Consider the following 25,825-nt stretch of genomic DNA (forward strand, 5'->3'; position numbering starts at 1 on the left):
CGGCCGAGAGGAGGGAATGGCCCGCGATGGCAGCAGAAGTGTGCCGGCGTTTGGCCTGTCTCGGCCCGTGGCGTACGGGCCGCATTCAAAGGTCAAGACGGGGTAAAGGGAAGGCGTGAACAGCGAGGAAACCAAGCGGCCCGAGGCCGAGAACCTGCTGGCCGGGCTGCGCGTGGACGACTCCCGGCCGGAGCAACCCGTGCTGCTGGACTCCTCCGGCGCCCCGATACGGACCTGGCAGGAAAACTACCCCTACGACCGCAAGATCCGGCGCGCCGAGTACGAACGGGACAAACGGATTCTGCAGATCGAGCTCCTGAAACTGCAGCGCTGGGTGAAGGAGACCGGCGCCCGGGTGGTGGTGATCTGCGAGGGGCGGGACGCGGCCGGCAAGGGCGGGACGATCCAGCGTTTCACCGAACGTCTCAATCCCCGCGGAGCCCGGATCGTCGCCCTGGACAAGCCCACCGAACGGGAGAGCGGGCAGTGGTACTTCCAACGCTACGCCGCGCACCTGCCGGCGGCGGGTGAGATCGTCTTCTTCGACCGGTCCTGGTACAACAGGGCCGGCGTCGAGAAGGTCATGAACTTCTGCACCGAGGAACAGTACGAGCTGTTCCTCGATCAGTGTCCGGCCTTCGAGAAGATGCTGGTGGACGAGGGACTGATCCTCATCAAGTTCTGGTTCTCCGTATCGCGCGCCGAGCAGCGGACCCGTTTCGCGATTCGCCAGGTCGACCCCGTCCGGCAGTGGAAGCTGTCTCCCACCGACCTAGCCTCCCTCGATCTGTGGGACGCGTACACCGACGCGAAGGTCGCCATGTTCCGCGCGACCGACACCGAACCCGCGCCATGGACGGTGGTCAAGAGCAACGACAAGCGGCGCGGGCGCCTTGAGGCGATGCGAAGTCTGCTGTGGCGCATCGACTACGACCGCAAGGACGAAACGGCCGTGGGCGAGCCCGACCCCCTCATCGTCGGCTCCGCCGACACCCTCCTGGAAACAGGAGAAGAGGCAACTTCCGCCCTCTCCCCCACGCCGCTGGCCGGCCCGCCCACAGGCCCCGGCCTCCACCCCCACCCGGAACACCCCTCGGACGCCTGAACCGATCCACGCCTGCTGCACCGCGGGCCCGGACCCTTCAGGCGGGGGCCTGGCCGCATGGCCGGCCCGGCCCCCCGCACGGCATCCGCAAGCCCGCGCCCACGGCTCAAACGGCCGCGGCCAGCAGCCGGGGCCGGCGCAGTTCGACCTGGCCGAACAGGAGGGCGTAGCCGTTGGGAAGCCCCTCAATGACGCGGGCGAGCAGGTCGGGTCCGGCGAGGCGGCGGACGACGGCGAGTACGGCGCCGGTGTCCCAGCGGGCGATCGCCGGGCCGGCGCCGGTGCGGGCGGCGAGGTCCTTCACGAAGCCCCAGCCGGTGAGGGGCTCGGTGTCGGGGATCTGGGAGGTCAGGGTGAGGGCCGCTTCGATGGGCAGGCATTGGGCGAGGTCGGCACGCTCGTCGCCGGTGAGCTGGCGGCCGAGGGCGGCCAGGACGTGGTGGACGGCTTCGGCGGCGCGTTCGCGGGTCGGGTAGGCACCTTCGTAGCGCACGCGTTCCAGCATCTGGTCGAACGTCATGAACGTCTGGGACGGGTTCGGTCGCGGCTGGTCGTACATGGCTGGCGGTTGCCTTTCTCTGCGAAGGGTGCGGCCGGCGATGGGCGGCCGGGCTGCGGTTTGATGGGCCGAGGTCAGGTGGGCTGGGGGTGTCCGAAGAGGAGGTCGTAGCCGGGCGGGAGTTGGAGCAGGATCTCGCGGGTCAGGACGTCTCCCGCGGCGGCGGCGACGGTGGACAGGACCGCGCCGATGTCCCATAGGGCCGTCTTCTCGGTGGCACCGTCTATCCAGGCCGCGGTCGCGCGGACGAACCGCTCGGGTGAGAGCGGCTCCGCGGCCTGCAAGGGGTTGAGGAGGATCAGGGCGTAGGTCTCGGGGAGGCGGGCGGCGAGTTCGGCCCGCACGCTGCCGACCAGGTGTGCGCCCAGCAGGGCCAGGACGACGCGGGCAACACGGTCCGCCTCGTGGGGGGTTTCGTACTCGCCGTGTTCCTGGACGTGGGCCAGGAATGCTTCCCTGCGCATCGACATCACGTCACCTCCGGAAAAGGGGTGAAGGGGTCAAGGGGGGTGCGGAGGGCGGGGTGCCGGAGGGGGAATCGGCTCTTCCCCCGCCCTCCGCTGCCGGCCGGCGGGCGAGCTCAGCCGGAGATCTGCTTGTGCCCGTCCGTGCGGCCGATGCTGATCTTGCGGGGCTTGGCGCGCTCGGCGATCGGGATTCGCAGGGTCAGGACACCCGCGTCGTAGTCGGCCTGGATGCGCTCGGTGTCCAGGGTGTCGGCCAGGACGACCTGGCGGGAGAAGACGCCCAGGGGTCGCTCGGAGAGCTCCATCTGCACGGTGTCCGTCTTCGCGGCGGGACGGCGCTCGGCCTTGACCCGCAGCATGTTGCGCTCGACGTCGATGTCGATCGCCTCCGGGTTCACCCCGGGAAGGTCGAAGGCGATCACGTACTCGTCGCCCTCGCGGTAGGCGTCCATCGGCATGACCGACGGCTTCGACCAGGTCCCCGACGCACCCGACAGCTGCTGGACGATCCGGTCCATCTCGCGGAACGGGTCAGTGCGCATCAACATCGCGAAACACCTCCAGTTGGTTCAGGCAGAAACTGCCAATGCGCTTCAACGTGCATCCGTTGTAGCATGTCATCAAGACGATGACAAGTTCGCTGTCATTGGAAGAGCGACATTGCTGATGTCGCTGGGAGGATGACTTATGGAGGGTGTCATGCGGGAGTCAGAACCTTTCGATCTCCAGGCGGCCGTGGCCGCGTTGGAGAGCATCGACCGGGCCCTGCGGGACGCTGGCCATGCGCCCACTCCCGAGGCCTCGGACGGCTCCCCGGACTCGCGGGGCGTCGGCCCCGAGCCTGCTTTGGCAGCGCTGACGATGCTGCGTGAGGTTCGTGAGCGGCTGGCCGGGTGGGAGAGCGGGCTGGTCGAGGCGGCTCGGGACAATGGTGCGAGCTGGGCCGACCTCGCCGGCCCGCTGGGTGTGGCCAGCCGCCAGGCCGCCGAACGCCGCTACCTGCGCCTACGCCCCGGAGCCGCCGGCAGCACCGGCGAGGAACGCGTCACGGCCACCCGAAACTCCCGGGCGGCGGAGCGCAGCGTCGCGGCCTGGGCCCGCGACAACGCCGCGGACCTGCGCCGGCTGGCCGGCCGGGTCAGCTCGCTGAACGACGACCTGCCGTCCGATGCCGCCGCGTCCATGACGGAGCTGGACCAGGCGCTCGCGGACAACGACGTCGCACGGCTCGTCGGGCCCCTGAGCGGGGCGCGTGAACATCTGCGTCCGCAGGATGCGGATCTCGCCGAGCGTATCGACGCCATGACCCGGCATACGGAACGGCTGCGGCAGGACAGCCACGACCAGCGCAACACCCGCAACTGACCGCCACCCGAACCGCGCCGCCGTGGCGTGGTCGCGCGAGAGGGTTCTCTGTCATGACCGTGAATCCGTCGGAGGCCGCCGGTGGGAACAGTGTGGCCGTGGAGGTACTGGATGAGGCGGTGGCTGTGCGGCCCGTCGGCGAGATCGACATCACCACCGGCCCGCACCTGAGCCACGCGCTGGCCGAGGCACTGCGGCACGCCACCCCCGCCAGACCGGTTGTTGTCGACTGCAGCCGGCTCACGTTCTGCGACTCCGCGGGCCTCAACGCCCTACTCACCGGCCGGCAAGCCGCCCAGAAGGCGGGCGTCGACATCCACCTGACATCCCCCAACCGCCAATTGCAGCGCCTCCTGGACATCACCGGCGTCCTCTCCCTCTTCCCTCTCCGGCCAAGCCCTCCCGGCGAAACGCCCGTGTAAGCGCGCCCGCTTCCCAGCTCGGCCATGCGTGGCCCGCATGACGTGCTCGCACAGATGGATGTGCGCGGAGCGTGCGCCTGCCGGGTCTCGTCGCCCGACGGGAAGGGTGGGTATGCCGTTTCGTCGGGGCGGCTCGTTCACGCATCCGGAGGGCGGCCCGGGTGTGAAGACCCTGATGAAGCTGTTCCACCTCACCCCTGGCGCAGCATGGGGTGTGCCGTGCCGGAAGTGCGGGGGTTGGTGATCTGTGGAGGCTGTTGTGGGGCGTGATCGGATCGGTCTGGCGGAGGTGCTGGCGGCGGCGGAGGCCGCCGCTCCGGTGGACTCCCTCGATGTCGTGGCGCGCAATCTGCGGGACCGGTTCGGAGCGGCGTCCGTGTCGTTCCTGTTCGTCGATGTCGTCGGTCGGCGGCTGCTGCGGGTTCACGACACGGCGGCGGAGCGGCACGAGGACCGTGCCGAGGAAGCCGCGCTGTCCGGCAGGACCGTTTACGACGAGGTGCTACGGGGTCAGCGGCTGGTGCTGGCCGCTCATGGCGGGCAGGGGCAGCGGGTCCTGGCGCCGGTGACGAACCGCGGTGACACCATCGGGGTCCTGGAGCTGTTCCTGCCCGAGGTCACGCCGCAGGTGCTGGCCGAGGTGGAGGAGGCCGCGCACGCGCTGGCGTACATCATCGTCACCGACCGCCGTTTCACCGACCTCTACCACTGGGGCAACCGCACCACCCCGGTCAGCCTGTCAGCGGAGATCCAACGCCAGCTCCTGCCCACCGCCCCCTCCTGCGAAGCCCCCCAGTTCACCCTCGCCGGAGCATTGATCCCGGCCTCCGACATCGCCGGTGACACCTACGACTACAGCCTCGACACCCACACCCTGCACCTGTCGATCACCGACGCCATGGGCCACGACGTCGACGCCGCCCTCATGGCCACCCTCCTCGTCAACGCCTCCCGCGGCGCCCGCCGCGCCGGGACGGACCTCGCCGAGCAAGCTCGCCAGGTCCACCAGGCACTCGTCGACCATGGCCGAAGGACCATGGCCACCGGCCAACTCCTGCGCATCGCCCTCGACGGAAGCGGCGCCCGGCTCGTCAATGCCGGCCACCCCTGGCCATTGCGGCTGCGCGCGGGCGCGGTGACCGAACTGCCTCTGGCCGTGAACCTGCCCTTCGGCTACGCCGGCTTCAAGGGCTCGTACGTGGTGCAGGACCTCGACCTGCGACCCGGTGACCGACTCCTCCTCCACACCGACGGCATGCAGGATCGCCACGCCGAAGCCGTCGACCTCCCCGCCCTCCTACGCAAAACAGCCGCCGACCACCCCCGCGAGGTCGTCCGGACCCTGGTGGGCGCCGTCACCGACGCCTACGACGGTAAGCCGCCGAGGGACGACGCCACCGTCCTGTGCCTCGACTGGCACGGCCCCCAAAACGACTGACGCCGAGCGGACACCCAACCAGGAACGGGCAGGAACGATACGAATGGGGATGTCGCCCGCCGTGGTGGCGCGCCTGGCGATCGGCGATCCCTGCACGGTGCCGTTTCACAATGGGGCCCCAAGACGGGACGAAGCCCTGTTGACCGGGGCAGGACGGGCAGCAAGCACCACTTGATCACCGATGCCACCGGTATCCCGCTCGCCTTCACCCTGACCTGCGGTAACCGCAACGACGTCACCCAGCTCATTCCACTGCTCCAGGCAGTGACGCCCATGCGGGGCAAGCGAGGCCGCCCCCGGCGCCGCCCCGACGTCGTGCTCGGTGACCGCGGCTACGACCATGACAAGTACCGCCGCCTCGTCCGCGCGCTCGGCGTGAAACCACTGATCGCGCGACGCGGCACCGAACACGGCTCCGGACTCGGCACCCAACGCTGGGTTGTCGAGCGCGCCTTCGCCCACCTGCACTGGTTCCGCCGCCCGCGGATCCGCTGGGAGATCCGCGACGACATCCACGAAGCCTTCCTCACCTTGGGATGCGCGCTCATCTGCTGGCGGCGCCTGTCACAGCCGACCCGAGCTCTCGCCCTCCCGCAGTAGCCATTCCCTGACCGAAGGAGCATGGTCAAAGAGCTGGCTGACCTGCATGCCTTCTTCGCGTGAGGTCGCCCGGGGCAGCGGCGTGAAGTCGTCGGGAAGCACGTCCAGCAGGCTCTTCACGCGGTCTCCCGCGCGCAGAGTGATCAACAGCTCGCACCGCAGCTGACGTGGAACGTCCGGGCGGTGGGACAGGCTGTGCCACATGGCCGGCCACAAGTAGTGGGTGCCATCAGGCGCCGCATTCGCTTGCACCCAAGCCGGGTCCAACCGCTGGCTCAGGCCGAGGCCACACGCCCGCTCCTCCAGCTTGAACAGGGATGACGAATCAACGGCTTTCAGCTCGCGAGGCAGCGGTTGATCCAAGTCCATCGCCCCATGTTGCCCGACAGCACCCCGCGACGAGGAGCCGACCCCACAGAGGCATTCTGTTAGGAGTTCTAAGTCCACCGGGGACTTCACCGCACCGTCCGCACAAAGCACCGCGTCCACTAGCTCGAACAACTCGTCACGCCGAGCGGTCAGACACCCGTAGAACTCGCCCCGGAAGCGTGACGCTTCCGCGAACGCTTCCCTCCGAGCAGCTTCAGCCAGCAGGACTCACCCTCACGGCCTTCGTCGTGGTCACGTGCGTCCTCGGTCGGAGCACATGATCAGACGAAGGTCGCCCCTACGACCGGCGAATGCCCAGGTGAGCGAACCAGTTCGAGACGTCGTTCGAGGCCGGATGCCAGAGCGATGCAAACGTGCCGATGCGAGTACGACCCACCGGTTTCAGCAGTGCATGGTCCTGCTCACCAGTCGATCTCTCCGTCCTTGTCCACGGAGGGATGGGCGACGGTGTCGAGTCTGTCGGTCCGATCGTGGTGTTCCATGGCTTCAGCCACTCCGTGGAGCCAGGAGCCGAGACTTGGCCACCCCAGGAAGTAGGCATGGTCTGCGTGCGGGGCGCGACCGAGATGGCCATGCCACAAGCCCGGGCCCGCGTCGATGAACTGCTCATCGCCATGGCCGCCGGCGAAGGGGATCCACTGCGTTCCCCACCACGGAGTGTCCTGCTCGTCTGGGTCGTCCTCGCCCTCCCAGATCTCCATGCGGCTCTGTCTCACGTCGGCGATTGCATCCGTGGAGTACAGCGGGCCGCACGGCAGTATGCCGAGATAGGACGAATCTCCGTCGTGACACAGCAGTGATGCGCGCAGGTCAGTGGGAAGACGTACGTCCAACGTGACTTCGAGCTGGTCGATGGCTTGTGGCGAAGCCGGAGCACCAAGCTCTGCGAGTCGAGCGGGGGCATGCCGGGCCAGCCACGTGTCGATGCGCTGCCAGGAGGTGGCGACGGGCGGAATCACCGGCGTGATGCCGATCAGAGGCGGCCTAATCATGAGCTGAAGCATCTCACCTGGGTTCAGCAGCCGGCCGAGAGGTGCAGGTTAGGAGCGCGTTCTCATGCGCTTGGGCAAGCTAGAAGATAGAGAACAAGCCTAGTCGGCAATGGCCCAGCCGTAGAAGGCTCCCAGCGCCAGAATGAGGACGATAAGGAACATCTTGGCGAGTTTCACGGTTTCTCTTTCGCTGGACGTGGCTGGGCCCCGGCCACCCGGGGACGGGGGTCGGGGCCCAGCGGGTGACGGATGTTCGTCGCCCATGCCTAGTGGCTGAGGTTGTCCTTGACGTCTTCCTTGGTCCGGCGAGCGTTGCCCTTGGCCTGGTCGGCCCGGCCTTCGGTGGTCATCCGCTCGTTGCCGGCCATGCGACCCATGGCTTCCTTGGTCTTGCCCTTGGCCTGCTCGGCGTGTGCCTTGGCCTTCTCCGTGCCCGACATCGGGACCTCCTCGTGTTGTACCGGATTTGGTCGTGACCCTCTCGTGCTCACGACCGCTGCCCGCAAACTCGTGGGCATTCGCCGACTTTCGCCGAGGCCCAGGTCCCGGGGCATGGGCGGCTTGCTCGAAAGCGTCGGCCGCAACCTGGACGCGGTCGCGGACGAGGGCCCTGCTCGGGTGACCTGGAACAGGGTGTGGGCCGGGTGAGTTCCGCTCGTCCCGGGCACCGGCACCGCATCCCACGGGTGCGGCAGGGGCCTTTACGCCGGGTTCGCCGTGAGGCGCTGGACGGCGGTGATCGTCTTCCCGCCGCCGGGGAGGAGGGTGATGTCGACGTGATCGGCGAGGCGCCTCACGAGGGACCAGCCGTATCCCCCGGGGTGACCGCGCTCGGTCGTGGAGCGGGCCGCGGGGTGTTCGGGGCTGGCATCGCTGACGGCCAGGCGCAGGGTGTCCCCGTCGAGGGCGGCGTGGAAGCCGGTGATGCCGCCGCCGTGGCGGATCGCGTTGGTGACGAGCTCCGATGCGACCAGGAGGGCGTCCCCGGCGGCGATGCTGTCGAGGGCGGCGTCCGCGGCCCGGAGCAGCTCGGTGACCCGCCGGCGGGCGGCGGCCGCGGTGCGGGCCGCCCGCGCGACGGGGCGGCTGTGGTGGTGGCCGGGGGTGCCGTCGACGGCTGCGGTCGGATTCATGCTGTATCGCCTGCCCCGGGAGATAGGGTCCGAATCGGCTGAGGGTGCGGTGTTCAGCGGGTGATCGCCTGCTGCACTCTGTCGGCCCAGAGGAGGGCGGGCGCGGTGTTGGTGACCTCGAACAGGCGGCGGACCGCAGTGTGCAGTGGGCCGGCGAGGACCATGGCGGTTCCGGCCGCGGCCCGGTACCGTCGGCTCGGTCTTCCGAGCCCGACCATGCGTGAACGGGTGCGTCCTTGTGCCCGCCTGCACGGATAAGAAACACATAAAATCGAATGCATGGCGGGGTCGGGGTCGGGCACGCGGTGCCTCGGAGGTTGATAACTATGGTTCCCCTGCTTCTCGTTCTTCTGCTGGCACTGATCCTCTTCGGCGCGGGTTTCGCGGTGAAGATTCTGTGGTGGGTCGCCATCGCCGTCCTGGTCCTGTGGCTGGTCGGCTTCGTCGCCCGCCCCAAGGGCAGCAGCGGCCGCTGGTACCGCTGGTAGCCGTACGGCAAGACCGCAGCCCGACGCTGCATGCTGGTGGCCTGGCCCCCCGTCCCGATCGGGGGTCCAGGCCACCAGCATGTCCGCATCCTCCCGGGCCCGTCCAGATCTGGGTCAAGTCCCGCGTCGGGGGTATCCGAAGAGCAGCCGGGACGGTCGCCGTGACGCAGCAGGGAACCTGCTCACCTCCAACGACCGTCGGCCGCCCCGGCTCGCGGCGCGGGCGGGCGTCAGGCTCTCTCCCGCCACAGTCCGGCCGCTGGGTGAGTGTTCGAGGTCTATCGGACATTGATGGCGGGGGTGGCGTTCAGCGTGTGTCGAAGCGCCACTGGGCACTGTCTCCATAGCGAGGGTTTACTCAGCATGTCCGGCCGGACACCTGGCACCGGACACCACGAAACCCTGTCCATAACTTCTGCTCATAGGCCACAGCGGCGCGGGCGCGTACGGGCAGCCTGCGCCGGCAACGGTTCCACCGGCGGCCGCGGCACCATCTCCCCACCCTCCGCCTGTCGTCGGAGCCCGAGCCCGCACCGCCCGCCCGGAACACGGGACCGTCGATCCCGCTCACGACAGGACCCGGCCGCCGTGACTACGGGGCGCGCCGGCCGGTTCCTGTCCGGGAAGGGCCCGTCGTCGACACGGTTCCCATACGCACCGTCCCACGCCCCGGACCCCGCCGCCTCGCCGGCCGTGGCGGACGGATGAGGAGTCCACCCCCATGGACGCGTAAGGCGTTCGAAAGCCGACCGGTCGTCAACAGGCCGAGATGGTCCGCCGATGCCCATCACGGCCCCGGTGCCGTTTCCTGTTGTGGCGGGGATGCCGGTGGCCGGGGAGGGACCACTCGCACGTCGTGCGGGCGGGGGTTACAGGCCGCCGGTGTACAGCAGGCGGTTGAAGCTGGTCGCGGACTGTTTGGGTGTTCTTTCCGCACGGATGGGCCCGGGGCCAAGTGCGGTCCGGTCACTCCAATGCGCTCTGGGTACCGGTCCTGACCCACGCACCCATGCCGGCGCGGACTGGCATGACCCCAACGATCACAACCCCCGCACCGCAGGACTCCCGAGATGCCCGCAATCGCGGATCGCACTTCCGCCATGCCCTACCCGGCCGCAGGCCGGCCATCGCCCGGTGCGAGCCGGTCGGCCGGCACGGACACGCCGGCCGACCGCGCGCACCGGTCCCCGAAGCGCTGGGCGTACTCCTCGTTCGACAGGATCACCAGTTCACCGTCGCCGTCCGGGTCGGGACCGGCGGCCTGTGCCGCCGGAGTCGCCAACAGGGCCGACAGACAGGCCGCCGCGACCGCGCCAACCAGGCGGCGGAAGGGTGCAACAGGCATCAGGAACTCCTTCATCGGTGCACTCACCGGGGACACCGGGCGGTTGCGGCAAGAGAGAGGAGACGGACCGGAGGCCCGGCATCGCCCGCTCCCGGGCGAAAGTCGGTCCGCCCGGAATCGCCCCAGGCGCGTTGTGCGCCTACGGGGCGGGAGTGAACTCCACGTCCGTGCCGCCGCAGCCGGCGGCGATGTCCAGCAGTCGGTCCCGCTCCTGCTCGTCCACCGCCAGGCCCCAGCGGAGCTTCGTCGCGGTCCACTCGGCACCGTACCGACACAACACCTCCGACGAACCCGACGGCGGCAACCATTCCGCCGGGTCCTGGTCGCTCTTACTCCTGTTCGATCGAGCCGTCACCGCCACCAAGGAAGACGCCTGCCCCTGATCGTTCGCGTACGTCTCCCGGCGGGCGGCAGTCCACGCCGAGGCCCCGCTGTCCCACGCCTCGGCGAGGGGCACCATGTGGTCGATGTCCAGCGCCCCAGCCGGCGTCACCTCCCGATCGTCGTAGTACGACCACCACACCCCGCCCGTCAAAGTGCAGCCCGGCCCGATCTGCGGGTACTCGATCGCTTCGGCCAGCAAGACCTCCTGCCGGGTGTTGCAGCCATCCGCGGGCAGAACGCCGGAGTTCCAATGCTTGAAGCTGGTGCGCTGGTAGCCGGTCCGGTCCTCGACCTCGAGCGCAAGCGCCGAGACGGCCACCCCCATCGGCAGGACTTGCGGCACGACCGCAGGACGCTCCGCCGCCCGCGCCACGGCGGCGGGCGGAAGCAGGGTGAGAGCGGCGGCCGCGACGACGGATCGCATCATGATCATCATGCGGTGGTTGTACCGGCCCACACCACGTCAGCAACAGGCCCCAAGGGCCCGGTTCACCCTGCCGGGGCACCGGGTTCACCGACGAAACGCCACTGCGCCCCGCACCCCCGCTCCCGCCATGTCAACCGGCGGCCGTCGCCGGGCCCGAACCGAACGAGGGGACGGCCTCGGGCGTCACGTCCAGGTGCATCCACTTGACGTGCACGACTGGTGGAAGGTGCCCACCCCGGTCGCCGCCGATGCTCTCGACTGTCACCCACGTTCGTCTCGGCTGGGCCGGGGTATATGGAAGAGCCGATGTGGGGTTCTCCACATCGGCTCATGAAGGTGCGTCAGGGCGGCTCGGGTCAGGCTGCGGCCTGGGGTCGCGCTGCCGCGGTGGCGGCCTGCTGCTGGTGCTCGGCGTTGATGCGCTGAGCTTCCTGGAGCTGGTCCTCAAGGATCACGATCCGGCAGGCTGCCTCGATCGGGGTGCCCTGGTCGACGAGCTCGCGAGCGCGAGCGGCGATGCGCAACTGGTAGCGGGAGTAGCGGCGGTGGCCGCCGGGAGAGCGGAGCGGGGTGATCAGGCGGGCGTGACCGATCGCGCGCAGGAAGTTCTGGGTGGTGCCGAGGATGTCGGCGGCCCGGCCCATCGTGTAGGCGGGGAAATCATCGTCATCGAGACGGTCAAGCGTGTCGCCTGCGGTCATTTCACCTCTCTGTGAACCATGCGGAGGGGCCCGGGCGCCTGATGGCACCCGGGCCCCGAAGGAACTACTACACCATCTACCGGCCCTGGAACTGCGCCGGCCTACTTACCCGCGTGCCCGACCTGAGCTCTGTCGGGGGTGCGGGGATCGCGGTTGCTCGACCGGAGACCACCTCACAAACGATGTCCTGCGGTACCCGGACTCGCGTGGCGTCCGGGCGATCCTGATGGCGCCTCAACTCCTCCGTTCATCCCTCGGATGATCAACTACCTACCACTGGGAACTGCTGATACAGCGAACTGCGTGTATTGCTCCACTCATAACCGATACTGCTGTACTACTTGTACTGCTCGTGGCCTACCCGAGCGCCACGCCTTCGGCTGCCAGCCCCGTCGCCCATCCTGCATCTGCTCTGGCTTGGAACCCCACTGCCGAACCTCCCGATGCGTGCGCCCGCAGTCGACGCCTTCACAGAGGTACAACTCCACTCAACTTCACTGCTGGGTACTCGCACTGCTGTACTGCGAACTGCTTGTACTGCTCGTGGCCTGACCGAGCGCCACGCCTTCGGCAGCCAGCCCCGTCGCCCATCCTGCGTCTGCCCTGGCTTGGAACCCCACTGCCGAACCTCCCGGTGCGGATGCCCACCATCGACACCCTTACCGAGGTACTGCCGGGTACTGCGAACTGCGGGTACTGCAACCAATCACTGCTGGTACTGCGTGTGGCGGCCCCTGATGACTGCGGGCCACCCGGTCCGATGATCAGCCCCGTCGCCGTCCTACAAAACCTTGGCTTCGACACTCCACCACCGCACCGTCATACGGGTACTGCCTGTACTGCTGATACGGCCTGCCCGGCAGTTCGTCTCTGCCAGGCCCTGCGGTCTCTCTGGGCTACGAGAGAAACCATAGCCACACGACCACCCAATGTCTACTCCGGCCATCACAGGTTTTCGGATGGTCGGCGGAGAGGTAATCGATGGCGGTGGCGCAGGGCGTCCATAGTCGCCGGCAGGCGGCGGCCAAGAAGACGGCAGGCGGCCGATTCACCAGGGATAAGAACAGGTGAGGGCGGGTTCGGGAGTACCTGGAAGCGGTTACCGTCGGTGGGAAAACGGCTACCCCGGGGGGAACGATGACCGCTCACGACCAGCCCACACAGCACCCCACAACCCCAGCCGTGCCCTCGAACCTGCGGGCAGTGGTGATCCGCGTCTGCGGGGAACTCGACATGGACGTCGACCACACCGCTGCCCTCGCCATGGCCCTGCAACGCGCGATCACCGACCCTGACAGTCCTACGGAGATCACCGTCGACGTCAGCGAGCTCCGGTTCTGCGACTCCACCGGACTCAACGTCCTGCTCCGCGCCCAGATCACCGCCCTCGGCCACGGACGCACCATCCGCCTGCACGGGCCAAGGCTGCAGCTCCTGAAGCTCCTGGAACGCACCGGAGCCATCGCCGTCTTCCGCCCTGATGACCCGTCCCCCACCCCGGAGCCGGCGGCCTGACACACCTCGGGACGCCCGATCGCGACACCGCCCCGTTCAGCGAGCACCGATGAGGCCGAGGCAGGCGACGACCAGGGCCACGGCCATCCCGGCCGCCGTAATCGGCACGGCCAGGGTCGGATGGCTGTGGGCGACGTAGCCGATCCCTCCTGCCAGGAGCAGCGGGGCGGTCGGGGCGAGTGAGGACACGGCGGTTCCCATGGTCGGGCATCTGCTCACGGCGGGTGAGGTCAGCCGGCAGGGTCCGGGGGTCCTGGGTGAGGTGGTGTTCGATGACGGCCCAGCCGGGTGTTCCGTCGGGGTTGGGCAGGGGCACGATCGGGTGGTCGATGCGGCCGGTGATCAGGACGGCGAGCAGGGCCATGTACTCGCGTTGCAGAAGGGTGTCGAAGGCCTGGCCATCGGGGCCCGCCAGGACGGCGGCTTGCCCGTCGGCCAGTAGCAGGCAGGTGGCGTCCGCGGCGCGGATCACCGCTTTGAAGCCGGCCGGGCCCAGACGTGCCAGAGCCGCGCGCAGGTAGTCGTCGAGTAGGTCCGCGTCCTCGGCGTGTGTGTTCATCGCCTGCCCCCGTACCCCGTGGTCGGGGACGACACTACGCCCGATCGGAGGCACTGTCCGGCGCTCGAACACGAACGGGGGCGGACATGAAATCGGGCGTGAACCGGTGCGCCCCGCGCGCACGCCGGAACCCATCTCCCCCGAGGGCCGGCGGCGACGGCGCGTGTGACGGCTGCCGGCCGGCAGCGCCACGGGGGCCGAGAGCGGTCCCCATGCACCACTGCCCGCGCCACCCCGGCGCCCCGCACCGACGCAAGGCACACCCACCTGCTCCCGACCCACGGTGCGCACTTACCGCGACGGCCGGACCGAACACTCCCGTGCCCGCAGCCGTCAACACGAAGCGCCGGGTACCAGCGGGTCACGAACCCGACACCTGGGCCGTCACGCCAAGATGATGGCCCCGGAAGGCACCGGCCGTCCGGGTGACAGGAGGCAACGCATTGATCACTGTGGACGTCCAGCACCACGACTACACCCTCTGGGCCATCGTCGGCGGGCAACTCGACGCGGACGGCGGCCCGGTACTGGGGCAGGTACTGGAGCAGGTCACCGGCTACGAGCGGGTCCTCATGGTGGATCTGCACGGTGTGGTCCTGATGGACCGTGAAGGGCTGCTGCACCTGCTGGACCTGCACCGCCGGGCGGAGGGCTGGGGGCTTCGGGTCCTGGTCGTGGGCTGGCAACCCCAACCGCAGCAGTGCATGGCCGACATCGCCGGTATCCGCGGGCGCGGTGCGGCCACCGGCGAACGGTATACGCTCCCCGGGTTCCGCCGGCTCATCGAAGAACGCGCCCACCAGGCCCGCGACCTCGCCGACGAGGCGGCACTGGCCACCGGCTGAGTTCCTCCTCGGCCTCGCCCGGCTCCCGCCGTCGTAACCATCCCGGGGGGCCGGGGCGTTGATCACCGCGCCGCGGACCGTTTCATCCCGGCCCGCGGTCCTCGGCGGCGACCGGACACCGCCGCCGGGACCTCCTCACCGTGCGCGGGACGGAGCGCCAGCCGGTTCTCAGACCTCGCCGCGCCCGGAACCCGCCTCGCGGCCGCGCTCCTCGATGTAATCGTCGGCCGCTGGATGCGTCAGCCGCTGCGCGCGTCGGCCGCCGCGGCTCATCCCTCCCGCGTTGACCTGCTGTCACGGCAGCGGGAGGATCAAGAGGGCCTGCCCGGCATGACCACGATTGAGAGGCCCCCTCGGTGTCCCAACGTGAATGGTTTCTCAGCGAACACGACTCCGGCTACGAGGAAGCTGCCCGCGACGCCAGGGAGAGCGGGGAGGAGCTCCTCGTCGTCCCCTACTTCGAGCCGACCTGGGAAGGCCCGCGCAAGGCAATGGGCGGTTGCATCACCGACTTCGAGGCCCACTTCCCCATGGTCGACTGGCAGGAACTCAAGACCTGGCTCGTTGAAGCCCGACTCGATGTGACCGAAGTCTGGTTCGCCCACATCTCCCAGGACGACACCGGCCGGTTCGCCCTGGGCACGCCCGATGCCCGCGCCCTACTGGTCCTCGCCGACGATGGCACCCTGCGGCTGAAGTCGGAAACCGCGAGCAAGGCCATGCCCTACCTGAGCAGCAAGACCCCAACCCCGCCGGCAACCGAACAAGACTGACCACGACATCAGCTCCCGACCATCCGACAGCCCCGGACCCCGGACCAGAGGCAGAGTCTTCGACGATGGTCAGCGCGTTCCGGCGAGGGACCTGGGTCCTGCGGATCACGCCCCGTTGCCGCGCCGCGAGTCAGGCGGCGCCGGGCGGCCACGGCGACCGTTCCGCCTCGGCGGCCAGAACGTCGACCAGGCGGCGCAGTGCGTGCAGTGCGGGATCATCCGCGCTCACATGGCGCAGCACGGTGATCGCGTCGCCGTTCAGGAGCCGGGCCAGGCGGCCGATCCGCACGCTGTTGCCGACCTCGCGCAGGGCGGCACGGATCGCGGGCTCCGTCCACGGCATCCGCGCCAGGCCCGCGGTGAACTCCAGCTCATCCTCCGAAGGAATCCAGCGGCCCCGCTCATACGCGGTGTTCAGGCGGGCGATGTCGCGCTCCAGCCGTCTCCAGGCGAGATCGGCCGGGCCGAGTCCGGGCTGCCTTCGACCGGGTCGACGTAACCGGCAGGGCGCGCACAGCGTCGACTCCTCCGGCCCGGGGTGGGGTGCCGATTCGACGGGCGTCCTGTCGGAGTCGGAGCACAACCGGCAAGCCACTGCGGGCCCGGCCGGTCGTAGGCGCCGGACGTTGCCGGCGCGGGAGTTGTTGTCCCTCACCCGTGCCCAACGACGGACACCACGCACTGTGACGCGGCAAGACCGACTTCGAGCGCGATCTCAGGGGCTCACTGTCCGGCGCCACCAGGTCCGGGGACGGGACGCGGCCCCCGGCATCCCACACGGATGAGGACGCCAGGGGCCGAGGGCGGTCCGGTCCTACTCCAGAGCGCTCTGGGTACCGGTCCTGACCCACGCACCCATGCCGGCGCGGACTGGGCATGACCCTAACGATCACAACCCCCGCTCCGCAGGACTCCCGGGATACCCGCCACCGCGGAAGTCACACTTCCGCCAGGCCCCACCCGGCCGAGGACCGGCCTTGCCGTGTGCGAGCCGGTCTCCCGGCACGGGCACGCCGGCCACCCGCGCGCACCGGTCCCCGAAGCGCCGGGCGTACTCCTCGTTCGGAAGGATCAACGTCTCGCCTCCGTCATCCGGGACGGGACCGGCGGCCCGTGCCGCCGGAGTCATGAGCAGGACCGACAGACAGCCGACGCGGCGGCGCTCATCACGCGGCGGAAGGGTGGAACGGGCCTCAGGGCTCCTTCATCGTTGTGCCCGCCGTGGGTGCCGGACGGGTACGGCAGGCGTGCGCGGAAGCGGGGCGTGGGTACGGCGGGGGGGCCTGGCCTCGCCCACCATGGGTGAAGGACGGTCCACCCGCCGGGCGGCCTTCGGCGCCCGGCTGCGGGCACAGCAGAATTCGCTCAAGCGGACGGATTGGCACTCGAATGGGTGAATCGAGGGAGGGGGAGGGGAGATCCGGGAGTGCGGGTTCGTCTGGTGGGCGAGGGCGCGGCTGCGTGTCCTCGTCCCCGAGAGATCTGGAGTACCAAGCACATGACGGCGTTCTTGGAGTGGACCGGGGATCTCCCGGCCGCCGTGAGCGCGCTGCAGGCGCTGGGCACGGTGGTGCGCCTGTGGGGGCACAGGCGGGTCGGCAAGGCCGCCGCTTCCCGCGCCGCGGTGGATGCCGTGGCCGACGAGCAGGGCGAGAACGCGATTGCCGCGGCGTGTGGGACGGAGACGCGGGTGCGCATCGAGGTCGCGGACCAGGTGCGGGTGCGGTCCGTCGAGGTGGTCGCCGAGGGGTCGGTGACAGTGCTGGTCCGCGTCGCCGGCCGAGCTCCTGGCGGGCGGGATCCGGAAGGGGAGCTGGGTCGGTGGTAGAGCCGGCGGTCGGTGACGGGCTCGGCGGGGAGGCGGCAACCCTGAGCGGCGATGTGGCGCAGCGGGTGCTTGCCGCCCATCGGGAGTTCTTCGGGTCGGAGCCGTACGCGGTGCAGCGGGCGTTCCCGAAGTTGTCATGGCCTTCGTGTCAGGAGGCGGTGCATGAGGCGTATCTGCAGGTTGGCCGGCGTGCGGCTGCGGGGAAGTTGGGTCCGCGGACGGATGTGATGGCGTATCTGCGTCGGGCGGCGCGCAACTGCGCGATCGATCAGATTCGCCGTCAGCAGCGGGAGGGCCGGCGCGTGATCGTGCTCGATGAGGCTCTGTTGGACGCGGTGCGGGCCCCGAGGCACCAGCAGTTGGTGGTGGAGCCGGCAGCCCGGACGCAGGAGGATCGGCGGGTTCTTCGTGATCTGGTGATCCCCGCGATTCGGTCGATGCCCGAGAGTCGCAGGCGTCAGGTGGTGGATCTGCAGTCCAAGGGGCTGAGTGACCCGGATATCGCTGTTCGGCTCGGGATACCCCTTGATCGGCTGTACAAGGACCGCAGTGCCGCGGTCGCGGCATTGCGGCGCACTCTCGCGGGGCATATTCGTGTCGGGCTCAAGATGAAGAAAGAGCACGGAAGGAAGGACCGGTGACGGATGTGAGCAGGTACGACGACCACCACGGCGGGGCCGGGCGCCCGGAGCCGGTGGTCCCGGCCGCGCTCGCCGAACTGCTGGCCCACCTTGCCGGGCCGGCTGATTTCTGGGACCGGCCCGACGGTGATTTCGGTCCCCTGAGCCGCCAGTATGCGCTGAGTGAGGAGGAGCGCGAGCACGCCAACACCATGTACCGCCTCGGTAGCAAGGCGTTGCGGCGTGAAGATCTGCTGCGGGCCGCGGATTGTTTGGGGGCTGCGGCCGAGGCGGGTCATCCGGGTGCCTTGTTCCGGATGGCGGCGTTGGTCGCGCGCGCGGGCAGGGGGCGGGAGGATGTGCGGTTCCTGGTCGCGGAAGCGGCCCGGCACGGGCACGGCGACGCTCGTCATCTGCTCGCCGAATCCTCCAGGGGACTGTCCTCGCGAATGGATGTTTCACGGGGTGGTGAGGATCCGCTTTACGCGCAGGAGATCGGGCGGGCTCTCTCCGGGGCCCGGCCGCCCGCCGCCGCTCCGTTGCAGGGAGCCGGGTTCGCGGCCTCCGGCGCCCAGGATCCGGCCGCTGAGGGCGAGAAGGTCTTTCGGGAGAGCCCGACCGGAGCCGGGCGCCTGGTTCTGGTGCCCTCACCACGCGTGGGGCAGTACCTGAAAGCCACGGATGCCGTGCGTCCCGCCGGGGACGGCGGGGATGTTCATGGGCGGGGCGAGTACGGTCCGGGGGGCCGGCCCGGGCTCCGGCCGGTGCCCGGCAAGGGCACCAGTCGGCTGGTTCTGCCGCCCACCGTCGACGAACCGGACCTGAGCCCCTTCGTGACCGTGCCCGGCCGCGAAGGCCCGGCGTGCTGGTCGGTGCACGCGTTGCGGCCCGCGAAGCTCAACGATCTGGCTCGCGGCACCCCAGTCCACTGCGACACACCCCGCCAGTGGGAAGCCGCCGCCCGCGCCTTGGACATCCTGTACCTGGTGGACGGAGCGGAAGGGATCACCAGCCGAACGTTGTCCCGTCGTACAGGCCTGTCGGCCACCGCTGTTGCATGGCTACTGCACTGGCTTCGGAGCCAGCAATACATCGACACGGTCGCCGGCGCCCACCACCCGGGCCCCCTGATGAAAATGGCCCACGACCCCGCAGGCCGCGGCCGGCTCCTCCAGCAGACCCTCGACTCGCTTCGCGACGAGATCGGGGCCGCCGTCTACGCCTCTGGATACATCGACGGTGACATCGACGTCTTCAGATCCGCCTCCAGCGCCACCGCCCCGCCCGTCGAGCAGTGGGTCGACTTCCGGGACTGCGCGCACGCCTCGGCCGTCGGAAAGAGCCTCTTGGCCCAACTCGACTTCGACGGCCGGATGAACCACCTCGCCCGCTACCGACCCGTGCAACTCACCCAACGCACCATCACCAGTCCCAGAACCCTGTTCGAGACCCTCGACGGACACGGACCCCACGCGGCTCAATTCGATCTCCTGGAGTACTCCCACCGCGAGGTCTGCGCCGCGTTCCCTCTCGGCATCCCCGGCCGTGCCACCGCCGTCGCGCTCTCGCTGCCCGCCACGGAACACCACCGCCTACTATCCGCCGCCACCGCGCTCAGCGAACGCTGCGCAGGCCTACTCCTCACCCTCCTGCTCACCCACGACACCCCCTACCGGAGCACCCCGCACAGCAGAGCGCACCCCACCAACACGCCTTGGAGGACCCCCAAAGGGACCAGCGTCGCCGCACTCGCCCTGCCTTGACACCGTCCACCGAGAACATCGCGCGGGACCGCCACCGGCCGGGGCGGGCCCGCGCACCCGACAGAGGGACACCGACCTACCGGTACGGAGCGGACGACACCCATGGGTGCGCGCCGCGATGACGGCAGTCCGCATCCTTCGAAGGGGACGAAACCAACACCACCAGGTGGTCGTCCACCTCAACCCCGAGGCCCGCGAGCAGGCGTTCGTTTTGACCCTGGTTGTCGCTCATGCCCATCGCCGCACCGGGATCGGCCGAGCTCCTCTCCGAGACGCACCAGCCATCCAACTCCCTGAAAGCGTACATAGACCGCACATATTGCGTATGCGCGCTCTGTCCGTCGAGCGCTCCTGTCTGCCCTGGCCAGCGGCGCGGGGACCCGGCCCGGGCCTGGTCGGGGGGCTGCCGGAGTGGTTGCTGGTGCTCGCGGACTGCGCGAGGGCCGCCAGGGCGGCGTCGAGTCGTGGGACACGGTGACGTGGCCTCAGGACGCCGTGACAGTGGACCCGACCGCGCAGGGGACCGATGGGGGGCGCTGCCGAGATGCCCGAGGTGACCTGGAACGGGCTGTGGGCCGGGTGAGTTCCGCCCGTCCCGGGCCCCGGCGCCGCCGCACCCCATGGGTGCGGCATGTCGCTTTACGCCGGGTTCGCCGTGAGGCGCTGGACAGCGGTGATCGTCTTCCCGCCGCCGGGGAGCAGGGTGATGTCGATGTGATCGGCGAGGCGCCGGATGAGGGGCCAGCCGTATCCGCCGGGCTGCCCGTGGCCGGTGGAGCGGGCCGCGGGGTGTTCGGGGCTGGCATCGCTGACGGCCAGGCGCAGGGTGTCCCCGTCTAAGGCGGCGTGGAAGGCGGTGATGCCGCCGCCGTGGCGGATCGCGTTGGTGACGAGCTCCGATGCGACCAGGAGGGCGTCCCCGGCGGCGATGCTGTCAAGGGCGGCGCCCGCGGCCCGGAGCAGCTCGGTGACCCGCCGGCGGGCGGCCGTCGCGGTGCCGGCCGCCCGCGCGACGGGGCGGCTGTGGTGGTGGCCGGGGGTGCCGTCGACGGCTGCGGTCGGATTCATGCCTTATCGCCTGCCCGGGGAAATGGGGTACGAATCGGCTGGGTGGGGTGTTCACAAGGTCATCGCCTGCTGGACGGTGTCCGCCCAGCGGAAGGCGGGCCCGGTGTTGGTGACCTCGAACAGGCGGCGGACCGCCGTCCGAAGCGGGCCGGCGAGGACCAGGACGGTTCCGGCCGCGGTGCGGGCCCGCTGGGCGGCAGGGAACCTGCTCGCCTCCAACGATCGACGGCCGCCCCGGCACATGGGCGCGGCCGGGCGTCGTGTTCTCTCCCCCGCAGCCGGCCGTGAGCTGGAGGCCGCCCCGGGAGCTCGGGGAGAAATATCCCGGGGCGGCGTGCATTTCCCACCCCCCAACGAGCCGGCTCCCCGCGGGTTCCGGACGGTGTTCCCGGCCGCCACCCGCATGGCCGAAGCCCCCGCGCCTCCCCGCCCGCGTTCTACCGGCATGACACCCCCCGCGCATACCCTTCCGCCCGATCCCGCCGCCGCGCCGGACCGGTTCGCGATGTACGAGGCAGCCCTGATCCGCCGCCAGCTCACCGACGCCGAATGGCATCAGCTCCTCACGACCCGGCCGCAGCTCGCCGCCGCCCTCACCGCGCATGAACGGGGACGGCCCGGCGGTGCCGTCCCCGGCCGAAGGGACGCCGGGCCTGACCCCTGCACACCGCCAGGTCCCCCGCCGCTACAGGATGCGGGCCTCTTCCACACTGCCGGCGACCGTGAACAGCTGGCCGGCCAGGGTGATCTCCAGGACCTGGGCCAGGAGGCGGGGCAGCGGGCCGGCCAGGACCAGGCGGCCGCTGCGCTGCACGTGCAGCATGGCGTCGAGCATGGAGGAGTCGACGAAGGTGACGCGGCTGACGTCGAGGACGATCCGCCGGACCGCCGGGTCGGCGACAGCCCGTGCGCAGGCCCGCCGCAGCGGTTCCAGGGTGGCCTGGTCGAAGTCTCCGGAGCACGCGATCACGCGGACGCCGTTGCCCTCGTCCGGAAGTACGAGGACGTCTTGTTCCACAGGGTTTCCTCGATCGTGGCTCAGGGGTCTCGGCTGGACAGGGGGCATGGAAAAGCCGATGCGGGGGTCTCCACATGGGCTCGTGAAGGTGCGTGAAGCGAGTTCCGGTTCCGGTCAGGCCGCGGACCGGGGCCGGACAGGCGCCGCGGCGGCGCCAGCCGTGGCGGTGGTGGGGGCTGCCTGCTGGTGTTCGGCGTTGATGCGCTGTGCCTCCTCCAGCTGGTCTTCGAGGATCACGATCCGGCAGGCCGCTTCGACGAGGGTGCCCCGGTCGACGAGCTCGCGGGCACGGGCGGCGATCCACAGCTGGTAGCGGGAGTACCGCCGGTGGCCGCCCGGCGAGCGGAGCGGGGTGATCAGGCGGGCCTCGCCGATCGCGCGGAGGAAGCCCTGGGTGGTGCCGAGCATGTCGGCGGCCCGGCCCATCGTGTAGGCGGGGAAGTCATCGTCATCGAGACGGCCGAGCGTGTCGCCTGTGGTCATCACACCTTCGTTCTGGAACACGGAGGGGCCCTGGTGCCTGTGGCACCAGGGCCCCGAAGGAACTGCTACACCATCTGCCGGCCCTGGAAGTGCGCCGGCCTACTTGTTCCGCAAGCCCGTCCGGGGGATGGACAGGTCCTGCTGGGATCGCGGTTGCTCGACCGGAGACCACCTCACTCACGATGTCCTGCGGTACCCGGACTCAGACTTCCGTCCGGGCGATCCTGATGGCGCCCAATCCCTCCGTTCATCCCTCTGGTGATCAACTACCTACCACTGGAACTGCTGGTACTGCGAACTGCCGGTACTGCTCCACTCAGAACTGCTGGGTACTGCTGGTGTTGCGAACTGCTGGGTACTGCTTGTGGCCTGACCGAGCGCCACGTCTTCGGCAGCCAGCCCCGTCGCCTGTCCTGCGTCTGCTCTGGCTTGGAACCCCACTGCCGAACTTCCCGGTGCGCGCGCCCGCAGCCCGACGCCTTCACCGAGGTACCGCCCACTGACTTCACTGCTGGTACTGCTCCACTCATAACTGCTCGTGGCCTGAACGAGCGCCACGTTTCCGGCAGCCAGCCCCGTCGCCCAACCTGCATCTGCTCTGGCTTAGAACCCCACTGCCGAACCTCCCGGTACGGCTGCCCACCATCGACATCCTTACCGAGGCACTTCCGGATACTGCGAACTGCGGGTACTGCACCACTGCGTCAACTGCGGTACTGCGTGTGGTGGCCCCTGATGACTGCGGGCCACCCGGTCCGGTGATCAGTCCCGTCGCCGACCTGCAACTGCTCTGGCTTCGACACTCCACCACCGCACCGCACTGCTGAACTGCAACAACCTGTACTGCTGCCCGGCAGTTCGTTTCTGCCAGGCCCTTCTTCACTGGGCTACGAGAGAAACCATAACCACGCGACCGCCCAATGTCTACTCCGGCCGTCACAGGTTTTCGAATGGTCGGCGGAGAGGTAATCGGCGGCGGCGGAGCATGGCGGGGCAGGGGCGGGCACAGAGCGGCCGACGTCCGGTTCGGGAGGGGCCGAGAGCAGGTGAGAACGGCTTCGGCCTGTGGGGTGAAGCGGTTACGGTCGGTGGGAAGACGGCTACCACGGGGGAACGATGACCGATCACGACCAGCCCGCACAGCACCCCTCACCGCCGGACCTGCCCGCAGCCCCGCCCACCGGGGTGGTGATCAGCGTCGCCGGGGAACTCGACATCGACACCGACCGCACCGCCGCCCTCGACGCCACCCTGCAACGCGCGGTCACCGATCCCGCCAGCCCGCGGGAGATCACCGTCGACGTCAGCGGACTCGGGTTCTGCGACTCCGCCGGCCTCAACGTCCTGCTCCGCGCCCAACTCACCGCCCACGCCCACGGCCGCACCCTCCGCCTCCACGGACCGAACCCACAACTCCACCACCTCCTCCACCGCACGGGCAGGCAACCGCCCCGCCTGGCCGAGCCCCGGTACAGCGCGCCTGTTTACGAGGACTTCCAGCGGCCATACGAAGCTTCGTAAGGCGTTTCCGCCCAAAAAGGGAGTGATCAGCTGTGTCTGGTGAGCAGAAGACCGAGGCGAAGATCGAGCAGGCCAAGGGCAAGCTCAAGGAGACCGCAGGCCACCTGACGGGCAACGAACGACTGACCGCCGAAGGCCGCACGGAGCAGGCCACCGGCGACGCCCGCCAGGCCAAGGAGAAGACCAAGGACGTCTTCAAGCGCTGACCCTCGCACGCATCGGGGCCGGGACCGCAGGAGCGGTCCCGGCCCCGATGCGTGTCCGGCCGCTCTCGATGCGAGCCGGACGGCAGCCGGCTCGGGCCGGTGCAGTTCGACCCGGCCGAGAAGGAGGGCGTGGCCGCGACGGCAGCAGAAGCGTGCCAGCGTTTGGCCTGTCTCGGCCCATGGCGTGCGGGTCGCAGTCAAGGGTCAAGACAGGGTAAGGGGATGGCGTGAACAGCGAGGAAATAGAGCGGCCCGAGGCCGAGACCCCGGAGGATTTGAGGTGCGCACCACAGTCGGGCCGTGGCGTTTCTGTCGCGGTCGACTTCGCCGCACATGAAGACAGCGGTACCGCCCTGCTGGACGGGTAGTCCGGGGGGCTCGAACGAGAACATCCAATGGGAACCCCGGCAGATCACCGGGGTATGAGATCGCTCCCCTGCGGTAGATGGTGTGGCGTCCGCCGGGGGCGTCATGGCCGGTAGACCTCCCCCGCTTCGGGTCGGGCCGGCGCGAGGAGCTCGGAGACCGTCACGAAGGTGTATCCCTGTGCACGGAGTATGGGGATGACGTCCGCGACGGCGGGGATGGTTCCGGCGTACCGCTCGTGGAGGAGGATGATCCCGTCGCGTTTCGTCTGATCGAGTACGCGCTTCTTGACCAGAGCGGTGTCGGTGGTCTGGTAGTCCTTCGCGGTGACGCTCCAGAGGATCTGGGCCAGGCCCAGGTCTTTCATGACCTGGGACACGTCATCGTTGGTGGCGCCGCCAGGTGGCCGCATGAGGTTGGGGGTGCGGCCGGTGACCTTCTTTATGTCTTCCTGGACCGGTTCTATTTCCGCGCGTATCTCGTCCGGGGTGAGTTCGGTGAGATTCCTGTGCGACCACGTGTGATTCGCTATCTCGTGACCCTCGTCAGCCATGCGGCGCACGGTGTCGGGATAGGTCTCGGTGTGCCCTTTCCCCTGAAGGAAAAAAGTCGCGGGAACGGTTGCCTGTTTCAGAATGTCCAGGAGTGCGGGCGTCGGTTCGCTGGGGCCGCCGTCAAAGGTGAGGGCCACGCATTTCGCGGTGCGGCAGTCGACCGGGGTGACGGCCGTGCCGTCCGGGGCGGCTGAGTGGTTGCGGGCGGCGGCGGGTGAGGTGACCCCGGTGAGCGTGCTGCAAGCGGTGAGGGCCGCGGCGATAACGGCGGTGAGGAGCAATCCGGAGGTCTTCGGCGTTCGGGTGGTGCGCTTCATGCTGCTGATCACCGGTTACCGGCCTCTACGAGAGGGCGCAGGGCGTAGTGGACGGCGAAGCCGAAGGCGGTGAGGCCTGCCGCGAGGAGGATCAGCTGGCTCAGGACCGGGCCGTAGAAGAGGTCGGAGAAGAGGAGGTCCGACAGGAGGCCGGTGAACCGGGCGGCCAGCGGCAGGCCTGCGGCTACGGCCAGGATGCCGAAGATGAGTGCCAGGGCGGCGAGCGTGGGGCGGACGGCGGGAGTGCTGCGGTTCGTCACGTGTGTTTCCTTGCGGGAGTGGTCAGGCCGATGGGAAACACACTAGGAACCACGGCAGTTCGGGTTCTTCGGCAGAAAGTCGGCGATGTGTGAGTGACGAAAGGATGAGCCCGGCCGAAGGCATATACCTTGGTATATGGATGCACGCCTGCAAGAGTTTGGAGTACGCGCTCGCGGCCGATGCGGTCTGTCACGCCGTACTCTTGACCGTTATGGAATGGGGAAGGACAGAGCCCGCTGCCAGGCGGCGGAGCACCGAACTGCTTATCGCGGCCGGAAGCGCGGCGCTGTGCGTGAGTGTCGGCTTCGCCGA

Annotated in this window: 33 protein-coding genes and 2 pseudogenes; 15 read left to right on the forward strand and 20 right to left on the reverse strand. The window is 69.4% G+C overall.

From position 1 onward, the window contains the following. The first annotated feature begins 115 nt into the window (after positions 1–115). Positions 116–1,105: a polyphosphate kinase 2 gene (gene ppk2 / locus ACFY0I_RS37825; RefSeq protein WP_388904219.1), complete on the forward strand. Its 990-nt coding sequence runs from the start codon at positions 116–118 to the stop codon at positions 1,103–1,105. A 106-nt stretch (positions 1,106–1,211) separates the two neighbouring features. Here ppk2 and ACFY0I_RS37830 read toward each other — a convergent pair whose 3' ends face one another. The 3 genes from ACFY0I_RS37830 to ACFY0I_RS37840 form a co-directional block, all read right to left on the reverse strand. Further along, positions 1,212–1,664 carry a DUF2267 domain-containing protein gene (locus ACFY0I_RS37830; protein ID WP_388904220.1) on the reverse strand — a complete coding sequence of 151 codons (453 nt, stop codon included), beginning with the start codon at positions 1,662–1,664 and terminating at the stop codon, positions 1,212–1,214. A 74-nt stretch (positions 1,665–1,738) separates the two neighbouring features. Beyond that, positions 1,739–2,134: a DUF2267 domain-containing protein gene (locus tag ACFY0I_RS37835; RefSeq protein WP_388904221.1), complete on the reverse strand. Its 396-nt coding sequence runs from the start codon at positions 2,132–2,134 to the stop codon at positions 1,739–1,741. A 110-nt stretch (positions 2,135–2,244) separates the two neighbouring features. Beyond that, positions 2,245–2,679 (reverse strand): Hsp20/alpha crystallin family protein, encoded by a 435-nt coding sequence (locus tag ACFY0I_RS37840; protein WP_388904222.1) that lies wholly within the window; start codon positions 2,677–2,679, stop codon positions 2,245–2,247. Positions 2,680–2,818: 139 nt separating this feature from the next. Here ACFY0I_RS37840 and ACFY0I_RS37845 point away from each other — a divergent pair, with 139 nt between their 5' ends. The 4 genes and pseudogenes from ACFY0I_RS37845 to ACFY0I_RS37860 all read left to right on the forward strand — a co-directional run. Beyond that, positions 2,819–3,496 (forward strand): HSP18 transcriptional regulator, encoded by a 678-nt coding sequence (locus ACFY0I_RS37845; protein WP_388904223.1) that lies wholly within the window; start codon positions 2,819–2,821, stop codon positions 3,494–3,496. 53 nt (positions 3,497–3,549) lie between these two features. Next, positions 3,550–3,918, forward strand: a complete 369-nt coding sequence (locus ACFY0I_RS37850; RefSeq protein WP_388904224.1) for an STAS domain-containing protein — start codon at positions 3,550–3,552, stop codon at positions 3,916–3,918. Positions 3,919–4,177: 259 nt separating this feature from the next. Further along, the gene (locus tag ACFY0I_RS37855) at positions 4,178–5,356 is read left to right on the forward strand and encodes a PP2C family protein-serine/threonine phosphatase (RefSeq protein ID WP_388904225.1); all 1,179 of its coding nucleotides are present in this window, start codon (positions 4,178–4,180) and stop codon (positions 5,354–5,356) included. A gap of 114 nt (positions 5,357–5,470) precedes the next feature. Beyond that, positions 5,471–5,956: pseudogene (locus ACFY0I_RS37860) on the forward strand (IS5 family transposase); the annotation flags it as partial. Here ACFY0I_RS37860 and ACFY0I_RS37865 read toward each other — a convergent pair. The 5 genes and pseudogenes from ACFY0I_RS37865 to ACFY0I_RS37885 all read right to left on the reverse strand — a co-directional run bounded on the left by ACFY0I_RS37865 (position 5,921) and on the right by ACFY0I_RS37885 (position 8,471). Further along, entirely contained in the window at positions 5,921–6,325 is a 405-nt protein-coding gene (locus ACFY0I_RS37865) for a hypothetical protein (RefSeq protein ID WP_388904226.1), read from the reverse strand. The pseudogene ACFY0I_RS37860 and the gene ACFY0I_RS37865 overlap by 36 nt on opposite strands. Next, positions 6,299–6,550 (reverse strand): annotated as a pseudogene (locus tag ACFY0I_RS37870) (transposase); the annotation flags it as partial. The gene ACFY0I_RS37865 and the pseudogene ACFY0I_RS37870, both read right to left, overlap by 27 nt. Before the next feature lie 197 nt (positions 6,551–6,747). After that, the gene (locus ACFY0I_RS37875) at positions 6,748–7,350 is read right to left on the reverse strand and encodes an SMI1/KNR4 family protein (RefSeq protein ID WP_388904227.1); all 603 of its coding nucleotides are present in this window, start codon (positions 7,348–7,350) and stop codon (positions 6,748–6,750) included. 254 nt (positions 7,351–7,604) lie between these two features. After that, the gene (locus ACFY0I_RS37880) at positions 7,605–7,778 is read right to left on the reverse strand and encodes a CsbD family protein (protein ID WP_388904228.1); all 174 of its coding nucleotides are present in this window, start codon (positions 7,776–7,778) and stop codon (positions 7,605–7,607) included. A 261-nt stretch (positions 7,779–8,039) separates the two neighbouring features. Next, positions 8,040–8,471 (reverse strand): ATP-binding protein, encoded by a 432-nt coding sequence (locus tag ACFY0I_RS37885; protein WP_388904230.1) that lies wholly within the window; start codon positions 8,469–8,471, stop codon positions 8,040–8,042. A 326-nt stretch (positions 8,472–8,797) separates the two neighbouring features. On the opposite strand from ACFY0I_RS37885, the gene ACFY0I_RS37890 reads away from it, so the two are divergent. Continuing rightward, entirely contained in the window at positions 8,798–8,959 is a 162-nt protein-coding gene (locus ACFY0I_RS37890) for a hydrophobic protein (protein ID WP_267726032.1), read from the forward strand. A 1,105-nt stretch (positions 8,960–10,064) separates the two neighbouring features. On the opposite strand, the gene ACFY0I_RS37895 is transcribed toward ACFY0I_RS37890, so the two are convergent. From ACFY0I_RS37895 to ACFY0I_RS37910, 4 genes are all read right to left on the reverse strand, one after another. After that, positions 10,065–10,304 (reverse strand): hypothetical protein, encoded by a 240-nt coding sequence (locus ACFY0I_RS37895; RefSeq protein ID WP_388904231.1) that lies wholly within the window; start codon positions 10,302–10,304, stop codon positions 10,065–10,067. A gap of 139 nt (positions 10,305–10,443) precedes the next feature. Beyond that, positions 10,444–11,124, reverse strand: coding sequence for an HNH endonuclease family protein (locus ACFY0I_RS37900; RefSeq protein ID WP_388904232.1), 681 nt, complete (start codon positions 11,122–11,124; stop codon positions 10,444–10,446). 121 nt (positions 11,125–11,245) lie between these two features. After that, positions 11,246–11,380 (reverse strand): hypothetical protein, encoded by a 135-nt coding sequence (locus ACFY0I_RS37905; protein ID WP_388904233.1) that lies wholly within the window; start codon positions 11,378–11,380, stop codon positions 11,246–11,248. A 91-nt stretch (positions 11,381–11,471) separates the two neighbouring features. Continuing rightward, a complete protein-coding gene (locus ACFY0I_RS37910) occupies positions 11,472–11,816 on the reverse strand; it encodes a MerR family transcriptional regulator (RefSeq protein WP_388904234.1) in 345 nt (114 codons plus the stop codon). Positions 11,817–12,998: 1,182 nt separating this feature from the next. On the opposite strand from ACFY0I_RS37910, the gene ACFY0I_RS37915 reads away from it, so the two are divergent. Further along, positions 12,999–13,331, forward strand: coding sequence for an STAS domain-containing protein (locus ACFY0I_RS37915; RefSeq protein ID WP_388904236.1), 333 nt, complete (start codon positions 12,999–13,001; stop codon positions 13,329–13,331). A gap of 36 nt (positions 13,332–13,367) precedes the next feature. On the opposite strand, the gene ACFY0I_RS37920 is transcribed toward ACFY0I_RS37915, so the two are convergent. Further along, entirely contained in the window at positions 13,368–13,532 is a 165-nt protein-coding gene (locus ACFY0I_RS37920; RefSeq protein ID WP_388904237.1) for a hypothetical protein, read from the reverse strand. Between ACFY0I_RS37920 and ACFY0I_RS37925 the strand changes: the two genes are divergently transcribed. The 3 genes from ACFY0I_RS37925 (at position 13,531) to ACFY0I_RS37935 (ending at position 15,508) form a co-directional block, all read left to right on the forward strand. Beyond that, positions 13,531–13,773 carry a hypothetical protein gene (locus tag ACFY0I_RS37925; RefSeq protein ID WP_388904238.1) on the forward strand — a complete coding sequence of 81 codons (243 nt, stop codon included), beginning with the start codon at positions 13,531–13,533 and terminating at the stop codon, positions 13,771–13,773. The two genes, ACFY0I_RS37920 and ACFY0I_RS37925, sit on opposite strands and share 2 nt — an antisense overlap. 569 nt (positions 13,774–14,342) lie before the next feature. Then, positions 14,343–14,735 carry a hypothetical protein gene (locus ACFY0I_RS37930; RefSeq protein WP_388904263.1) on the forward strand — a complete coding sequence of 131 codons (393 nt, stop codon included), beginning with the start codon at positions 14,343–14,345 and terminating at the stop codon, positions 14,733–14,735. A 356-nt stretch (positions 14,736–15,091) separates the two neighbouring features. After that, entirely contained in the window at positions 15,092–15,508 is a 417-nt protein-coding gene (locus tag ACFY0I_RS37935; protein WP_388904239.1) for a hypothetical protein, read from the forward strand. 130 nt (positions 15,509–15,638) lie between these two features. Here the strand turns inward: ACFY0I_RS37935 and ACFY0I_RS37940 are convergent, their stop codons facing one another. After that, a complete protein-coding gene (locus ACFY0I_RS37940) occupies positions 15,639–15,851 on the reverse strand; it encodes a hypothetical protein (protein WP_388904240.1) in 213 nt (70 codons plus the stop codon). 1,155 nt (positions 15,852–17,006) lie between these two features. Here ACFY0I_RS37940 and ACFY0I_RS37945 point away from each other — a divergent pair. Genes ACFY0I_RS37945 through ACFY0I_RS37955 form a run of 3 tightly spaced genes read left to right on the forward strand, consistent with a single transcriptional unit; the run spans position 17,007 to position 19,719 of the window. Continuing rightward, positions 17,007–17,336 (forward strand): hypothetical protein, encoded by a 330-nt coding sequence (locus ACFY0I_RS37945; RefSeq protein ID WP_388904242.1) that lies wholly within the window; start codon positions 17,007–17,009, stop codon positions 17,334–17,336. Beyond that, complete coding sequence (locus tag ACFY0I_RS37950) at positions 17,330–17,977, forward strand: RNA polymerase sigma factor (RefSeq protein ID WP_388904243.1); 648 nt, start codon at positions 17,330–17,332, stop codon at positions 17,975–17,977. The genes ACFY0I_RS37945 and ACFY0I_RS37950 overlap by 7 nt, the downstream gene beginning before the upstream one ends. Further along, on the forward strand, positions 17,974–19,719 hold the full coding sequence (locus tag ACFY0I_RS37955) for an IclR family transcriptional regulator C-terminal domain-containing protein (protein WP_388904245.1): 1,746 nt from the start codon (positions 17,974–17,976) through the stop codon (positions 19,717–19,719). The genes ACFY0I_RS37950 and ACFY0I_RS37955 overlap by 4 nt, the downstream gene beginning before the upstream one ends. Positions 19,720–20,358: 639 nt before the next feature. Here ACFY0I_RS37955 and ACFY0I_RS37960 read toward each other — a convergent pair. The 4 genes from ACFY0I_RS37960 to ACFY0I_RS37975 form a co-directional block, all read right to left on the reverse strand. Then, the gene (locus tag ACFY0I_RS37960) at positions 20,359–20,787 is read right to left on the reverse strand and encodes an ATP-binding protein (protein WP_388904246.1); all 429 of its coding nucleotides are present in this window, start codon (positions 20,785–20,787) and stop codon (positions 20,359–20,361) included. Positions 20,788–20,838: 51 nt separating this feature from the next. Next, on the reverse strand, positions 20,839–21,006 hold the full coding sequence (locus ACFY0I_RS37965; RefSeq protein WP_388904247.1) for a hypothetical protein: 168 nt from the start codon (positions 21,004–21,006) through the stop codon (positions 20,839–20,841). Positions 21,007–21,472: 466 nt separating this feature from the next. Next, positions 21,473–21,805 carry an STAS domain-containing protein gene (locus tag ACFY0I_RS37970; RefSeq protein ID WP_388904249.1) on the reverse strand — a complete coding sequence of 111 codons (333 nt, stop codon included), beginning with the start codon at positions 21,803–21,805 and terminating at the stop codon, positions 21,473–21,475. A gap of 114 nt (positions 21,806–21,919) precedes the next feature. Further along, positions 21,920–22,288, reverse strand: a complete 369-nt coding sequence (locus ACFY0I_RS37975; protein ID WP_388904250.1) for a MerR family transcriptional regulator — start codon at positions 22,286–22,288, stop codon at positions 21,920–21,922. A 1,116-nt stretch (positions 22,289–23,404) separates the two neighbouring features. Here ACFY0I_RS37975 and ACFY0I_RS37980 point away from each other — a divergent pair. Together ACFY0I_RS37980 and ACFY0I_RS37985 are read left to right on the forward strand one after the other, a co-directional pair. Further along, entirely contained in the window at positions 23,405–23,809 is a 405-nt protein-coding gene (locus tag ACFY0I_RS37980) for an STAS domain-containing protein (protein WP_388904251.1), read from the forward strand. Between the two features lie 32 nt (positions 23,810–23,841). Then, positions 23,842–24,015, forward strand: a complete 174-nt coding sequence (locus ACFY0I_RS37985) for a CsbD family protein (protein WP_388904252.1) — start codon at positions 23,842–23,844, stop codon at positions 24,013–24,015. A gap of 469 nt (positions 24,016–24,484) precedes the next feature. Here the strand turns inward: ACFY0I_RS37985 and ACFY0I_RS37990 are convergent, their stop codons facing one another. Both ACFY0I_RS37990 and ACFY0I_RS37995 read right to left on the reverse strand, forming a co-directional pair. Beyond that, the gene (locus ACFY0I_RS37990) at positions 24,485–25,252 is read right to left on the reverse strand and encodes a polysaccharide deacetylase family protein (protein ID WP_388904253.1); all 768 of its coding nucleotides are present in this window, start codon (positions 25,250–25,252) and stop codon (positions 24,485–24,487) included. Between the two features lie 8 nt (positions 25,253–25,260). Next, the gene (locus ACFY0I_RS37995) at positions 25,261–25,512 is read right to left on the reverse strand and encodes a hypothetical protein (RefSeq protein ID WP_388904255.1); all 252 of its coding nucleotides are present in this window, start codon (positions 25,510–25,512) and stop codon (positions 25,261–25,263) included. Between the last annotated feature and the right edge of the window lie 313 nt (positions 25,513–25,825).

Source organism: Streptomyces sp. NPDC001568, from assembly GCF_042893755.1.
Lineage (GTDB): Bacteria > Actinomycetota > Actinomycetes > Streptomycetales > Streptomycetaceae > Streptomyces.